The 13,433-nt window shown below is 71.8% G+C and carries 14 protein-coding genes; 8 read left to right on the top strand and 6 right to left on the bottom strand.

All coding sequences use genetic code 11. The features are described 5' to 3' along the window. Positions 1-153 precede the first annotated feature (153 nt). Positions 154-330, bottom strand: a complete 177-nt coding sequence (locus tag ACFY5B_RS34695) for a hypothetical protein (protein ID WP_179878739.1) — start codon at positions 328-330, stop codon at positions 154-156. Positions 331-558: 228 nt separating this feature from the next. Here ACFY5B_RS34695 and ACFY5B_RS34690 point away from each other — a divergent pair, with 228 nt between their 5' ends. Beyond that, positions 559-999 (top strand): SPW repeat protein, encoded by a 441-nt coding sequence (locus ACFY5B_RS34690; protein ID WP_389977594.1) that lies wholly within the window; start codon positions 559-561, stop codon positions 997-999. A 110-nt stretch (positions 1,000-1,109) separates the two neighbouring features. Here ACFY5B_RS34690 and ACFY5B_RS34685 read toward each other — a convergent pair whose 3' ends face one another. Continuing rightward, positions 1,110-2,036, bottom strand: a complete 927-nt coding sequence (locus tag ACFY5B_RS34685; RefSeq protein ID WP_389977591.1) for an NAD-dependent epimerase/dehydratase family protein — start codon at positions 2,034-2,036, stop codon at positions 1,110-1,112. Positions 2,037-2,224: 188 nt separating this feature from the next. Continuing rightward, positions 2,225-3,007 carry a GNAT family N-acetyltransferase gene (locus tag ACFY5B_RS34680; protein ID WP_389977588.1) on the bottom strand — a complete coding sequence of 261 codons (783 nt, stop codon included), beginning with the start codon at positions 3,005-3,007 and terminating at the stop codon, positions 2,225-2,227. 148 nt (positions 3,008-3,155) lie between these two features. Here ACFY5B_RS34680 and ACFY5B_RS34675 point away from each other — a divergent pair, with 148 nt between their 5' ends. The 3 genes from ACFY5B_RS34675 to ACFY5B_RS34665 all read left to right on the top strand — a co-directional run bounded on the left by ACFY5B_RS34675 (position 3,156) and on the right by ACFY5B_RS34665 (position 4,583). Then, positions 3,156-3,641, top strand: a complete 486-nt coding sequence (locus ACFY5B_RS34675) for a nucleoside deaminase (protein WP_389977585.1) — start codon at positions 3,156-3,158, stop codon at positions 3,639-3,641. 64 nt (positions 3,642-3,705) lie between these two features. Beyond that, positions 3,706-3,834 (top strand): hypothetical protein, encoded by a 129-nt coding sequence (locus ACFY5B_RS34670; protein WP_389977582.1) that lies wholly within the window; start codon positions 3,706-3,708, stop codon positions 3,832-3,834. 14 nt (positions 3,835-3,848) lie between these two features. Beyond that, complete coding sequence (locus tag ACFY5B_RS34665; protein WP_389977579.1) at positions 3,849-4,583, top strand: class I SAM-dependent methyltransferase; 735 nt, start codon at positions 3,849-3,851, stop codon at positions 4,581-4,583. Positions 4,584-4,593: 10 nt separating this feature from the next. On the opposite strand, the gene ACFY5B_RS34660 is transcribed toward ACFY5B_RS34665, so the two are convergent. Beyond that, positions 4,594-5,271: a chaplin gene (locus ACFY5B_RS34660; protein WP_389977577.1), complete on the bottom strand. Its 678-nt coding sequence runs from the start codon at positions 5,269-5,271 to the stop codon at positions 4,594-4,596. A 298-nt stretch (positions 5,272-5,569) separates the two neighbouring features. Between ACFY5B_RS34660 and ACFY5B_RS34655 the strand changes: the two genes are divergently transcribed. The 3 genes from ACFY5B_RS34655 to ACFY5B_RS34645 all read left to right on the top strand — a co-directional run bounded on the left by ACFY5B_RS34655 (position 5,570) and on the right by ACFY5B_RS34645 (position 9,982). Next, positions 5,570-7,141 carry an alpha/beta hydrolase gene (locus ACFY5B_RS34655; protein WP_389977575.1) on the top strand — a complete coding sequence of 524 codons (1,572 nt, stop codon included), beginning with the start codon at positions 5,570-5,572 and terminating at the stop codon, positions 7,139-7,141. Positions 7,142-7,191: 50 nt separating this feature from the next. Beyond that, a complete protein-coding gene (locus tag ACFY5B_RS34650; protein ID WP_389977573.1) occupies positions 7,192-8,286 on the top strand; it encodes a chemotaxis protein in 1,095 nt (364 codons plus the stop codon). Between the two features lie 286 nt (positions 8,287-8,572). After that, on the top strand, positions 8,573-9,982 hold the full coding sequence (locus tag ACFY5B_RS34645; RefSeq protein WP_389977571.1) for a PP2C family protein-serine/threonine phosphatase: 1,410 nt from the start codon (positions 8,573-8,575) through the stop codon (positions 9,980-9,982). Positions 9,983-9,998: 16 nt separating this feature from the next. On the opposite strand, the gene ACFY5B_RS34640 is transcribed toward ACFY5B_RS34645, so the two are convergent. After that, positions 9,999-11,492, bottom strand: a complete 1,494-nt coding sequence (locus ACFY5B_RS34640; protein WP_389977569.1) for a hypothetical protein — start codon at positions 11,490-11,492, stop codon at positions 9,999-10,001. A gap of 232 nt (positions 11,493-11,724) precedes the next feature. Here ACFY5B_RS34640 and ACFY5B_RS34635 point away from each other — a divergent pair, with 232 nt between their 5' ends. Beyond that, a complete protein-coding gene (locus ACFY5B_RS34635; RefSeq protein WP_389977566.1) occupies positions 11,725-12,864 on the top strand; it encodes an aminoglycoside phosphotransferase family protein in 1,140 nt (379 codons plus the stop codon). 68 nt (positions 12,865-12,932) lie between these two features. On the opposite strand, the gene ACFY5B_RS34630 is transcribed toward ACFY5B_RS34635, so the two are convergent. Then, positions 12,933-13,430: a hypothetical protein gene (locus tag ACFY5B_RS34630; protein WP_062931252.1), complete on the bottom strand. Its 498-nt coding sequence runs from the start codon at positions 13,428-13,430 to the stop codon at positions 12,933-12,935. Positions 13,431-13,433 lie beyond the last annotated feature (3 nt).

The following is a 13,433-nucleotide window of genomic DNA, read 5'->3' as shown; positions in this document are numbered from 1 at the left end:
CAGTGCCGGTCGAGGGCCGTCAAGGAAATCGCGGCTCATCTCGTATTCCGGACCGGCCCGTTCACGAAAGGCGGTCCGGAAAAACCGTGCGCGCCCTCCCGGTTCGACACGAGCCGAGGGGCGCGCTCCGTTGCTGCGCGGACGGCGCAGGCCTCAATCACCGTCCGCCGGAACGACCACGAGGAAGGCGTCCGACTCCAGGTCCATCACGACGGTGGCCGGCTCTCCCTCGGCGCGGCGGCGTGCCGCGTACTCCTCCGCGGGCCACGATCCGCGCGGAGACCCCGCCGGGAACCGTTCCAACACCTTCGCGCTGATGGCCGCAGTCACGTCCGCTGCCCTCCCCTGTCCCGCGCCACCCCGCCGGGCGACGCCGATCGGTCACTGTCGTACACATCCGGATGCCCCCGATCCGCCCGGACATGTACCACCGGGTAGATTCCTCGCCCCCTTCGAGCTCTACACATAAGGGGGAAATAAGTGCAGAATGACGCTTACGCGGCGTTTACCGCACACCCCTCCAGACGCGGTCGCCCTGCACCATGAAGGAGACGAGTCATGGCCAACGTCTCGCCCACCAGAGGTGACATCACCACCCACCCCGACGCCTCCGAGATGCGGGACCGTTACGCCCGTGTGCTCGGCGGCCGCGATGTGGCGCTCGTGGACGGACCGGTGTTCCTGCTCGGTCTGTACTGCGCCGCCTCCCCGTGGATAGTCCACTACACGACCAGCCAGCCGGCACTCGTGACCCACAACCTGATCATGGGTATCGCGATCGGCCTGCTGGCGCTCGGGTTCACTCGCGCTCCGGAGCGCATGTACGGCCTGAGCTGGGCCATGTGCGCCCTCGGGGTGTGGATGATCGTCTCGCCTTGGATCGTCGGCGAAAGCCCGGACGCCGGTGTCGTGTGGAACAACATCATCATCGGTGCGCTGGCCGTGGTCCTGGGGCTGGTGTGCGCCGGAACGGCGGCGAAGGCCTCGACCAGGCCGTAGCACCCGCCGGAAGTCGACAGGCCGGTCCGCGTCCCGGACCGGCCCGTTCATGCCCTGCCCGCTGCCGCCCGGGGCCGGGCCCGGGAAGCCTCAGCCGGGCCCGGGATGCCTCAGGAGTGACCGCCCGACCGCATCGCGGCGAGCCCCTCGCCGCTCGACGCGAGGGACGGCCTCCAGCCGAGTTCGCGTTCCGCCTTGGCACAGGACAGGCGGATCCGGGACGACATCATGGTGTGCGCGTACGACATGGGTTTCATCAGCCACAGCGGTACGGTCGTCGGCCTCGGCAGCCCGAAGGCCCGGGCCACGGCCTCGATGTGCGTGCGGAACCCCATCGGAGTGAGGTCCGCGATGTTGTAGGCCTGTCCCGGCCGACCGCGTTCCACGGCGGCGAGCACCGCACGAGCGGCGTCGCCGAGCTCCACCCACGGCAGCACCCGGCCCCGGTCGCGGGGCACGGGCAGCTGCCGCCGGCGCAGCAGGGGCAGCAGGGCATCGGTGCCGCCGGGGCCGTAGAAGAGGCCGAAGCGGAGTGCGACGCCCTCCAGCGCCTGCGCCTCGAAGGCGAGCCGCTCCTTGGTCCGCATGGCCGCGAGGTGCCGTTCGAGGCGCGGCGTGCTGCCGGGCGGGCCGAAGGGGTCGTCCTCGGTGAGTGGGCGGTCTCCGTGGTCGCCGTAGCCGTATCCGAAGGCCATCGACTCCACGACGAACCGGCGGGCGCCGGTGGCTCGGGCGGCCTCGACCAGGTGGGCCGTGCCCTGGGTGCGCAGCGCGTCGGTGGCGTACATGTCGCGGTCGCGCATGGGGGGCTTGCGCAGGGCGGTCGCGGCGTGGATCACGGTGTCGAAGTGGTGTCCGTCGACGGCGCGCAGCAGCGCGTCACGGTCCAGGAGGTCGGCGCGGAGGCCGTTCTCCGCGCTGCGGCCGAGGCCGGTGACCTTGTGGCCCGCCTCGGTGAGGGCGTGGGTGACGTGCCGGCCGAGAACGCCGCTCGCGCCGGCGAGGAGGATGCTCTGGCTCTTGTCGTTCGTCGTCATGCCAGGGCGACGAACCGGACGGACGCGGATGTGACATCCGCTTCCGGAGACCACCGCCGCACCCTTGAGGCCATCTCCTGGGAGCACCGCACCGATTCGCCCCGGCGAGATCTCCCCGAGGAACTCGGCTCGTTCCGCACCGCCCACAAGCGGTCATCCGGGCACGCCGATGACCACGGAACAAGAACCTAGATGTAGGTCGTGTACACGTACGGCGTCGTGGTCGTCAGCGCCGCGAAGCCGAGCCGTTCCAGGATCGGCCGGCTTTCGCTGGAGGCGTCGACCTGCAGGTAGCGGTAGCCACGGGACGCGGCGGCCCGGGCGCGGTGGGCGACCAGGGAGCGGTAGACGCCCTGGCCGCGCCAGCCCGGGACGGTGCCGCCGCCCCACAGGCCGGCGAAGGGGGTGCCGGGCACGAGTTCCATGCGGGCCGCGCTCACCGGCCGGTCGCCGGCCATGGCCACGACGGCGACGACGGTGTCCGGGTCGGCCGACAGCCGGGCGAGGAGCTGGTGTCGCAGCCAGGAGCTGTCCGCGCCGAACGCCTTCTCGTGGACGTCGGCCACGTGATCGACACCCGCCGGGTCGGTGACCGGCACGACGCTCACGCCCTCGGGCAACTCGGCGTCGAGGGCGAGAGCGCCGATTTCGCCGATCATCAGCGTCTCCTCGGCCCCGGGCGTGAACCCGGCCGCGCGCAGCCGCCGCCCGAGGTCGGCCGGCCGGTCGTGCCCGTACAGCTTCCACTCGAAGTTGAGGCCGAGCCCGGTGTAGTGGCCGATCTGCCCGGTGATCGCCGCGTCCGCCCCGGCCTCGTCGAGGGCGGACCACACGATGCCGTTCCAGCCCCCCACGGAGGCGACCTGACGTACGACACCGCCGGTCCGCTCGACACGGGCACCGGGACCGTCCGGCCGGGCTCCCACACGCAGGTCGTGGTCGAAGAGGGCGAGCAACTCCGCATGATTCATGAGCAGACCTCAGCAGGCACCGGAACGAAGGGCAAAGGATTTTGCGGCGCAGCGGCCGCCCCTCCAGCCCGCAGCCCCGCTCCTTTCCCTCGGTGCACAGGCGCCATAAGGTCCCGGTGATCACGTCGTCTCGCGAAGGGCCCGTCCCATGGTCGTGAAGGACACGGAACTGCCGTATCTGCGCCGCTGCGTGGAGCTCGCGGCCGAAGCCCTGGAGGCCGGGGACGAACCGTTCGGTTCGGTCCTGGTGGGCGGTGACGGCACCGTCCTGGGCGAGGACCACAACCGGGTGGCCTCGGGCGACCGCACCCGGCACCCCGAGTTCGAGCTGGCCCGCTGGTCGGCGGCGCACCTCACGCCCGGGGAACGGGCGGCCGCCACGGTCTACACCTCCGGCGAGCACTGCCCGATGTGCGCGGCCGCCCATGCCTGGGTAGGCCTCGGCCGGATCGTCTACGTCGCCTCGTCCGAACAGCTCGGCTCCTGGCTGAGCGAGCTGGGTGCCCCTGAGCCACCGGTCCGGCCACTCCCCGTGCGCCAGGTGGCACCCCATGTAGCCGTGGACGGCCCCGTACCCGAACTGAGCAGCCGAGTAAGGGAGTTGCACGTGAGGTTCCACCTCGGACGCAACTGAGGACCTGGACGCGCCCGGCCCGGGCGGGCGGCTGCCCGAGATGCAGGGCCACTCGGGCGAACCTATGATCGATTTCAACTGGACCCAGGCGTACGACCAGGCGTACACCCCGGTCTCCCCGACGGAGGGAGGCACCATGGGGGACATCTACGTCGTGCCGGCCGCCTCCGCCCATGCCTCCCCCCGCGGCTGAAGGACTGGCCGACCATGACGACGCACAACGACGACGTGGACTGGGACCGCTGGCCGGTTGCGGACTACCTCGCGGAGCACTACCGCGAGGTGCATCCCTGGGACGCGGCGGTCATCGCGCACCACAGCGCCTACTACCGGCGCCTTCCGCCCGGCGGGATCGCCCGCTCGGTGGAGTTCGGGGCGGGCCCCAACCTCTACCCGCTGATGCTCGCGTCGGCGGCGAGCCGCGGGATAGACGCCGTCGAGGCGGGAGCGAGCAACGTCGCCTATCTCACGGACCAGATCTGTCACCGTCCTGACGCGAGCTGGCTCCCGTTCCACGCGCTGTGCCGGGAACTCAACCCCGAGGTGCCGGCGACCCTGGCCGGGGCGCTGGCACCGGTCGACGTCGTCCACGCCGACGTCCGGTCCTTGCCACCGGGTGCGTACGAACTCGCCTCCATGCATTTCGTCGCCGAGGGCGCGACAGAGGACTTCGCCGAGTTCGCCGACTTCTGTCGCACCTTCGTCCGAACGGTCCGGCCGGGCGGCCGCCTGGTCGCCGCCTTCATGGAGAACATGCCGACGTATCGCATCGGACCGGCCTCCCGCTGGCCGGGCTGTCCGGTGAACCCGGCCACCGTCACGGAGGTCTTCGCGCCCCTGACCCGGGAGCTGGACGTGACCCACATCGACATGGACCCGACCCTGCCGGACCACGGCGACTCGGGAATGGTGCTGCTCACGGCGGTGGCGGAGGAGGTGTAGCCCGTGCGGGTCAGTCGTCCGCCCCCGGACGGAACCGCCGGCGCAGCACCACTCCCCCGGCGACCAGTGCCGCGCTCGCCGCGACGGCCTGGAGGGCGTGGTCCGTGCCCGTGTGGGCCAAGGCACCCCTGGCGTGCGGGACGGTGCGCGGAGCCGGTTCGGGGGCCGGGTCCGGGCGGGACGGTGAGGTCGGCTTCGGGACGGGCTTCGGGACCGGCTTCGGCGGATGCTGGGGACGGGCCGGGCGGTGGTCGCCGGGGGTGTTCGAGGACTCGTTGCCGGTCGACGCGTTGCCGATGCCGGCCACGTCGACCGAGTTGCCCGTGACGTTGACGGGGAGGTCGACCGGCAGCTGCACGACGTTGCCGGAGACCACTCCCGGTGAACCCTTTCCGCTGCCCTCGGCGACCGCGCCGCCGGACCCGCCCGGCCGGCCGCCCCGCCCCTCGTCCCGGTTCGCGCAGCTGTTGCCGACGGCGGGGTTCAGCAGCCCCACCACGTTCACGGTGTTCCCGCACACGTTCACGGGCACGTGCACCGGCAGCTGGACGGTGTTGCCGGAGACCACCCCCGGCGAACCGGCGGCCGAGCCGTCCGCACCGGAACCGGCGTACGCGGGGACGGTCACGGCCATCGCGCCCGAGGCGGCGGCGACGGCGATCACTCCGTTTCGGGTCATCCTTCGCATGGACCCCTGCCTTCCAGACATCGTCGCGGGCACTCACCCGCATCCGGGAGAACGCCGGGCGCCCGGTCCGAGTTATGGCTTATCGGCCTTTCACTCCATCGAGCGGGCCGGTTGTCGAACTAGCGGTAAAGCCCTTCGTATACCGCTCCGGGGGCGGGCTCGTACGGGGGCGAGCCCCGCGGGGAACGGTTCGCCGCGCGGCCCCGCCCGCCCGGAGGCGAGGCCTTCGGGGCGCGCATATGGTGAGCGAGGGCGTCCCCGGTCCGCTGCGGGTCGCCCCGCGTCCCTGGAGGCATCGATGCTGGCCAAGCTGTCCACGCGCCCTTCGATACGGCGCTGCGCGGTCACCGGCACGGCCGGGCTCGCCCTGCTGGGCACGGCACTGCCGGCCGCAGACGGCCCTCCGCCCGGCCTGTCGCGCTTCTACGACCAGAAGGTCACATGGTCGAGGTGCGAGGGCATGGACATGCCGAAGGACCTCCAGTGCGGGAAGGTGACCGTCCCGCTCGACTACGCCAGGCCCGGCAAGGGCACCCTCGACCTCGCCGTCGCCCGTTACCGGGCCACGGGCCGGTCCCGGGGCTCGGTCCTGCTGAACTTCGGCGGCCCCGGCGGTCAGGGCGTGGCCCAGCTCGCCATGGGCGGCAAGGACTTCATGGGCCTGACGAACGGCTACGACGTCGTCTCCTTCGACCCTCGCGGCGTCGGCCGCTCCTCACCGGTCAGCTGCGGAAACGCCTCGGACAACGCCCTGGACGCGACGGACGGCAACGCCGACGTGGCCGATCCCGGTGCCGTGCTCGAAGAGCTGCGCGCGGCGGCGGCCGAGTGCACCGAGCACTCCGGCCCGGTCCTGCCCCACATCGGCACGGTCAACGCCGCCCGCGACCTGGATGTCATACGCGACGCGCTCGGCGACGACAAGCTCAACTACCTGGGCTTCTCCTACGGCAGCCGGCTCGGCGCGGTGTACTCGGCCCAGTACCCCGAGAAGGTCGGCAGGATGGTGCTGGACGGCGTCGACACCCTGACCGAACCGCTGGCCGACCAGGGCCTGGCGAGCGCCAAGGGGCAGCAGACCGCGCTGGAGAGTTTCCTCACCTGGTGCACCGAGGACATCGCCTGTCCGTTCGGACGGAATCCCCGAGAAGCCCGGGAACACGTCGTACAGGTGGTCGAGTCCCTCGACCAGGACCCGCTGCCGACCGATTTCGGTGAGGCGTTCACCGGCCAGGACTTCGCGGGCGCCCTCGGGCAGGGCCTCTACAGCAGGGAGCTGTGGCCGTCGCTGCAGAGGGCCGTCGGCCAGTTGCTCGAGGACGGCGACACACGCGGCCTGGAGGCGTTCCTGTCCGGTGGCTTCACCCTGCCGCTGCGGCGCGCTCCGCACGCCGGACTCACCGACCCGGCGGACATCCCCCTCGACAACCTGCCGGCGGCACTGATGGCGGTCAACTGCGCGGACGATCCCGACCGCCCCGCCGCCGCGCAGGTCACCGAGGACCTCGGCCGGTTGCGCGCCCGCTACGAGCAGGCGTCACCGGTGTTCGGGCGGTACCGGCTCACCCAAGTACTGATGTGCTACGGCCGCCCCAGGGGCACCGACTACATCCGCGACGACGTCAAGGACGTCGACACGCCGAGGATGCTGCTCGTCGGCACGCGGGGCGACCCGGCCACGCCGTACCGCTGGACGGTGGAGACGGCGAGGCGGCTGGGCTCGTCGGCCGTGGTGCTCGACAACCGGGGCGAGGGCCACACCGGCTACGGCTCGTCCAAGTGCGTCCACGGCAAGGTCGACGCCTTCCTGCTGTACGGAACGCTCCCGCCGGACGGCAGCTCCTGCGGCTCCGACCGCGACGACGAATGAGATCCATTGCCCCAAATGCCCCCACCGTGGATTCGCTCTATCGTTCTGTCATGGAGAGCGTTCTGAGTCCCGCGACCCTTGCCGAGCTGCGGCGCCCGCGCCCCTACCCCGCGGTCTCCGTGCTGACGCCGACCCACCGGCGTGATCCCTACAACACCCAGGACCAGGTCCGGCTGCGCAACGTGGTCGCCGAGGCCAAGAGGCAGCTGGAGGCCGATCCGGCCGTCACCCGCGAGCGACGCACCGAGGTCGCCGGGCACCTCGACCGGGCTCTGACCGAGGTCGACCTGACACACGCCGAGGACGGCCTGGCGATCTTCGCCGCTCCGGGCGAACACCAGGTGTGGTCGCTGGCCAGGTCCGTACCCGAACGCGTGGTGCTCTCGGACACCTTCCTCACCCGCAACCTCGTCTCCGCCCAGACGGCCGGGCGGCCCTTCTGGGTCCTGTCGCTCGCCGCGGACCGCGCCACGCTGTGGAACGGCGGCGTCGACCGGGTCGCCGCGGCCCGCCTCGGCGGCTTCCCGCTGACCCGGCGCGTCGAGAACTTCGACCCGGAGCGGCAGCAGCGGATCGGCGACACCCCGAGCGCCTTCCGGGAGGAACGCACGCGCCAGTTCCTCCGCGAGGCCGACACCGCGATGAGCGCCGTGCTGCGCGACCATCCGAGGCAGCTGTACGTCACCGGCGAGCCGGCCGCCCTCTCCCTGCTGGACGAGGTCGGCACCGCCGCCCGGAGGGCGGTGCACATCCCGCACGGCGGGCTCGCCCACGGGACCCCCGAGGTCGTGTGGCAGGCCGTGCGGCCGGTGGTCGAGGCGGAGGCCCGCAGGAGCACGGACGCCGTGACCCGCGCCCTCGAAACGGCCCGCGGGCGACGGGAGTTCGCCGCCGGTGTCGACGAGCTGTGGCAGAGCGCGCGGGACGGCCGCGTCCGGCTGCTGGCCGTCGAGGAGAACTACCGGGTGACGGTCCGCGACGCCGGGGACCATCTGATCCTCGCCGAGACCGGCGACCTCGACTCCCGTGAGGACATCGTGGACGAGATCGTCGAACAGTGCCTGGAGACCGGGGCCGACGTCCGCTTCGTACCGGACGGCGCGCTCGGCGAGGCGGACGGCATGGCCGGGGTACTGCGGTACTGACGGAGCGCCGCCGACCACGCTCGAACACAGGACCGTCGAACACCCGAAGCAGCCTCGCACCGGCGTCCCGACGGATCGTCAAATGCCGTGTGTAATCTACGACTTGGATCTCCGGGTGGCACACTCCGCGCCTACCTCGGAGTAACTCCGTGAGACTGTGGCATATGCCAGAAGCACCACCGTATCGTGTGTCGTCGAATCCCTTACAGGGCGTCGCGGGCTGTGCAACAGTCGTAACGGTCCCTCCGTCCGCCTTGGTCGTACCGTCCCCGCATCGGAGTGCGTCATGCCGTCCCACCTCTCCGCGGACCGCCCAGCCGCCCAGCCGCCCCCGCGCGGCTCGGTCGACGCGCTCATATCGCAGACGCGGCGGCTCAAGGGCGACGTGGACGCGGTGCGCCGCGACGCCGAGGGGGAAGGAACGGATCACCCGCGCGAGCGCTGGCAACGCGCCCTGTGCGACCTGGCCCTGCACCAGCTCAACGACCTCGACGAGCACCTGGCCCAGTTGCGGGACGGCCCCCTGCCCACGGCGGCGGACCCGGAACCGGCCGCATCCGCACCGGGCTCACTGCTCAGCCGGGTCGGCAGCGCCGAGTGGAACCTCCTGACGGACGAGGCCAGTTGGTCCGGGGAGCTCTACCGGATCCTGGGCCGCGACCCGGCCGCTCCCCCCCTCACTCTGGACGAACTGCCGTCCCTGGTGGTGGACGAGGACCGGCCGAAGCTGACGGCGATGGTCACCGACTGCCTCGTCGACGCGAGGCCCATCGACGGCGAGTTCCGCATCACCCGCCGGGGCGGCGACATACGGACCGTCCACATGATGGGCGAACCGGTGCTCGACACTGACGGCAGCACCGCCTCGATGTGGGCCGTGCTGCGCGACGTCAGCGAACTGCGCCGCAGCCAGCGGGTGGTGAGCGAGACCCGTGACTCGCTCCACCATCGGCAGGAGGCCGCGCGGAGCGAGCAGCGGCTCGCGGTCGAGCTGCAGGAGGCCGTGCTTCCGCAGTGGCGCGGCTCCCTGCGGCTCCCGCGCCGGGGCCCCAGGACCCTCGACCTCGCCTCCCAGCACCTGCCGGCGTCCACGCACACGATGATCGGCGGCGACTGGTACGACGCGCTCGAACTGACCGACGGTGAAACGCTCCTCAGCGTCGGCGATCTCACGGGCCAAGGCGTCGGCGTCACGTCGAACATGACCATGCTCCTCGGTGCCGTACGCGGCATGGCGATGGCCGGTGCCCAACCGGGGCAGTTGATGGCCTGGCTGAACCAGTTACTCGACGCCACCGTGCAACCCGCCCTGGGCAGCGCCGTCTGCTGCCGTTACCGGCCCGCGACCCGGACCCTGGTCTGGGCGCAGGCCGGACACCCCGCCCCGCTGCTGTTCCGCGACGGGACGGGGCGGGTACTGAACGCACCCGACGGCGTCCTGCTCGGCGCCACCTCGGGCGCCGTCTACGGGCAGGCCGAAGAGACGCTCGAGGTGGGCGACCTGCTGCTCCTGCACACCGACGGGCTGGTGCCCGGGCACACGGGATCGGCGGCCGCGCAGCTGCTCCTCGGTCTGGCACCCCGCCTGGACGCGAACCGCACCGCGGAGGACTGCGTACGGACCGTGGTCCAGGAGTTCGGCGAGGGCGCGCGCGAGGACAACGCCTGCGTGCTCATGGCCAAAGTGACGTCTTAGGGAAACTCGGGCCTGCTCAGGTCCGTGCGCGGTCGGCACCCCTGCCCTTCGTCCTCGGCAGGGCGAGCTTGATCTCCTCCCGCAGCTCCTGGATCTTCGGGTAGCCGGAGTACTCGGCCGTCAGCCGGTACATCTGGCGCAGCCGGTCCCACGTGCGATGGGAGGAATTGGAGCCCATCGACACCAGGGCCAGGCGCGCGTACCGGTCGGCCTGTTCGGGGTCGTCCGCGATGAAGCAGGCCGACGCCATCGACAGGTAGTCGAAGATCTTCGACCGCTGCCGGCCGTCGACCCGCAGGGCGAGGGCCTTCTCCGCGTAGTGCTGAGCATGCGCCGCAGCGCCCGGCTCGAACTCCGCGAGCGTGCGGTAGGCCAGTGCCTGCATGCCGTACAGGTCCTCCTCCTTGAAGGTCTGCATCCAGTCCGGCGGCGGGACGTCGGCCTTGTCGGAGACGAACAGGTCCTCCGCCCGCCCGAGGGTGCGGCGCATCGCCTGGCCCTTGCCCATGGAGGCCTGCGCCCAGGCCTCGACGGTGTAGAGCATCGCCCGGGTGCGGGGCAGCACCTCGTCACCGGAACCGGACGTGGCGAGCTTCATCAGGTGCAGGGCGTCGTCCGGCCTGCCCAGGTGCACCATCTGGCGGGCCGCGCGGGACAGGGCCTCGCCCGCGCGGGGACGGTCCCCGCCCTCTCGGGCGGCGTGCGCGGCGATGACGAAGTACTTCTGGGCCGTGGGCTCCAGACCGACGTCGTGCGACATCCAGCCCGCGAGGACGGCGAGGTTGGCGGCGACGCCCCACAGGCGCCGCTGGAGATGGGGTGGGTGACGGTAGGCGAGCATGCCGCCCACCTCGTTGAGCTGGCCCACCACGGCCTTGCGCTGGAGCCCGCCGCCGCGGGCCGCGTCCCAGGCGCGGAACACCTCGACCGAGCGCTCCAGTTCCTCGATCTCCTGCGACCCGATGGGGGCGGCCTCGTAGCGGTCGAACCCGGCGGGGTCGGCGTGCAGGGGATGGTCGAGATCGGGGGCGTCGGCAGCCAGGGAAGGGTCGGTGTGCAGCCAGTCGTACATGGCGCTGCTGAGTGCGGATCCCGCGGCGAGCGCGGCGCCCGCGCCCACCAAGCCGCGTCGGTTGAGCATGAGGTCCATTCCCGTGAATTCGGTGAGGACCGCAGCCGTCCGCTCGGGCGCCCACGGCACGCCGTCGGGAGCATCCGCGCTCCCGCCGCCCTGCCGTTTCCCCGCACGCCCGTGCCGGACCAGACCGAGGTCCTCGATGGTCACGACACGGCCGAGACGCTCGGTGAACAGAGCCGCCAGCACCCGCGGCACCGGATCGCGCGGGATCTCTCCCGTGTCGATCCAACGCCGCACCCGGGAGGTGTCGGTCGACAGCTGGGGATGGCCCATGGCCGCCGCCTGCCGGTTGACCAGCCTCGCGAGTTCGCCCTTGGACCAGCCGGCCAGGCCGAACAGGTCCGCGAGCCGGGTGTTGGGTTGTCCGCTCACGTCAAGCCCCCAGGTTCTCGGCTGAGTTGACAGTAGCCCGGGGAGACTTGCCGGGCGACTATTCGCCAGGGTTCGCCAGGGTGCGCCAGATGGTGTGCCACCGGCCATCCGGTGTCAGGTAGGAACGCGCCACCCCGACCCGGTCGCCAGGGACACTCCCCAGGGTTCTCCCGGGCATCCGGGCCGGGTGGTGCGCTGTCGTCGCAGGCACACGAAGGGATCTGTTTCGCCCATGTACGCAGCATCGTCCTCCGTGTCCGCACCGCCCCGGTCGCTGCACCCGCGTCCCACGGACAGCGGCCCCTACCTCGCCCCCGCGCGGTCGGCGGCCCCCGTGCTCGGTGCGGGCAGGGCTCGGCGCGGCGCGGTCCTCGGCACCCAACCGCTCAGCGGGAGACTCGACTTGTCCGGCCCCCAGGGCGCGCAGCTGCGCACGGCGATCGCCTCCGTGCACCGCATCTGCCCGGAGTTCGCCCCGGTGCAGGTGCTGCGCCGCAACGGACGGTCCGTGCTTTTGGTCGGCACGACCGGTCGCAGCACGGCTGTCGCCAAGTGTTTACTGGACCACTCGCCCGCCTGGTCGGAGCGGATCCGCCACGAGATAGCGGCATACCGCTCGTTCGTCCGGCACCGCCCACCCGTGCGGGCGCCGAGACTGATCGCGGCGGACCCGGACAACTGCACGCTGGTGATCGAGCGGATGCCGGGCCGGGTGGCGGCGCTCCAGCGGCACCCGGCGGAGGCACCGCCCCGGGCGGACATCAGAGCGGCACTCGGCGCGATCTGCCGACTGAACGCCTGGAAGCCGCCCGCGGGTACGTTCGACGCCCCGCTCGACTACGCGGCCCGCATCTCCCGGTACCACGAGCTGGGCCTGCTCACCGACCGAGACCTGGGCGACCTGCAGAAACTGCTGCACGGAATCGCGCAGGCCTCCGGGCGGCAGGGCATGGGCCAGTTCTGCCACGGCGACGCACTGCTGTCGAACATCCTCCTGTCACCGGCCGGTCCAGTGCTGGTGGATTGGGAGCACGCGGGCTGGTACCTGCCGGGATACGACCTGGCGACCCTGTGGTCGGTGCTCGGGGACGCACCGGTCGCCCGTCGCCAGATCAGCCAGATCGCGCAGTCGGCGGGGCCCGCGTCCAGGGATGCCTTCCTGGTGAACCTGATGCTGGTGCTGACCCGTGAGATCCGGACCTACGAGACGGCCGTGCAACGCTCGATGCACGATCCGGCCCCGGCGGCACCGGGCATGGCCCACCCGGGTGCTGCGCCGACCGGCGAGGAGCAGAGGCTGCTGCTGCGGCGGCTGCACGACGACTGCCAGTTGGCCCGGCGCGCCGTGCGCGCGGCGGTCGGCACTCGCTGACGGGGACGAAGGGGCCGCTGTACACCTGCCCCGGTGTACAGCGGCCCCTTCGTGTGCGGCGGTTCTGCTCAGCCCTGCTGGAAGAGTTCCGCGGGCAGCGGCTTGAGGAGGGCGTAGAGGTCGTCCGTGATGGGGCGGTCCCAGGCGGCGATGGTGACGAGGACGTTGTCGCTGCGGTCGAACTGCACGCAGGAGATCCGGCTCTCGGAGAGCTTGACGCGGCGCACGATCAGCAGGTTGTCGCCCTGCATGACCGGTACGTCCTCGGTGCTGACGACGGTGACCTCCTCGTCGTTCTCCAGTGCCAGCAGCAGCTGGGCGACCTCGAAGGGGACCTCCCCCTCGGGGACCTCACGGGCCGGGGAGCCCTCCGGCAGGTTGCCGATGATCATCGCGGGGCCGCGGCCACCGAACAGGTCGTAGCGCAGGAAGACGCCCTGGCAGGTGCCGTCGGGCGCGGGCAGCAGTCCCGCACCGAGGTTGCCGGGCCAGTCGCCCGGGTCCATGGCCAGTACGTCGAAGTCGGGCCCGGCGGGAGTGGCGCTGCGGCGGCGGAGGAACGACATGTC

The sequence above is a fragment of the Streptomyces sp. NPDC013187 genome, from assembly GCF_042899705.1.
Taxonomy (GTDB): Bacteria; Actinomycetota; Actinomycetes; order Streptomycetales; family Streptomycetaceae; genus Streptomyces; species Streptomyces hawaiiensis_A.
The sequence above is the reverse complement of the archived record's forward strand: the minus strand, read 5'-3'. Positions and strand labels throughout refer to the sequence as shown.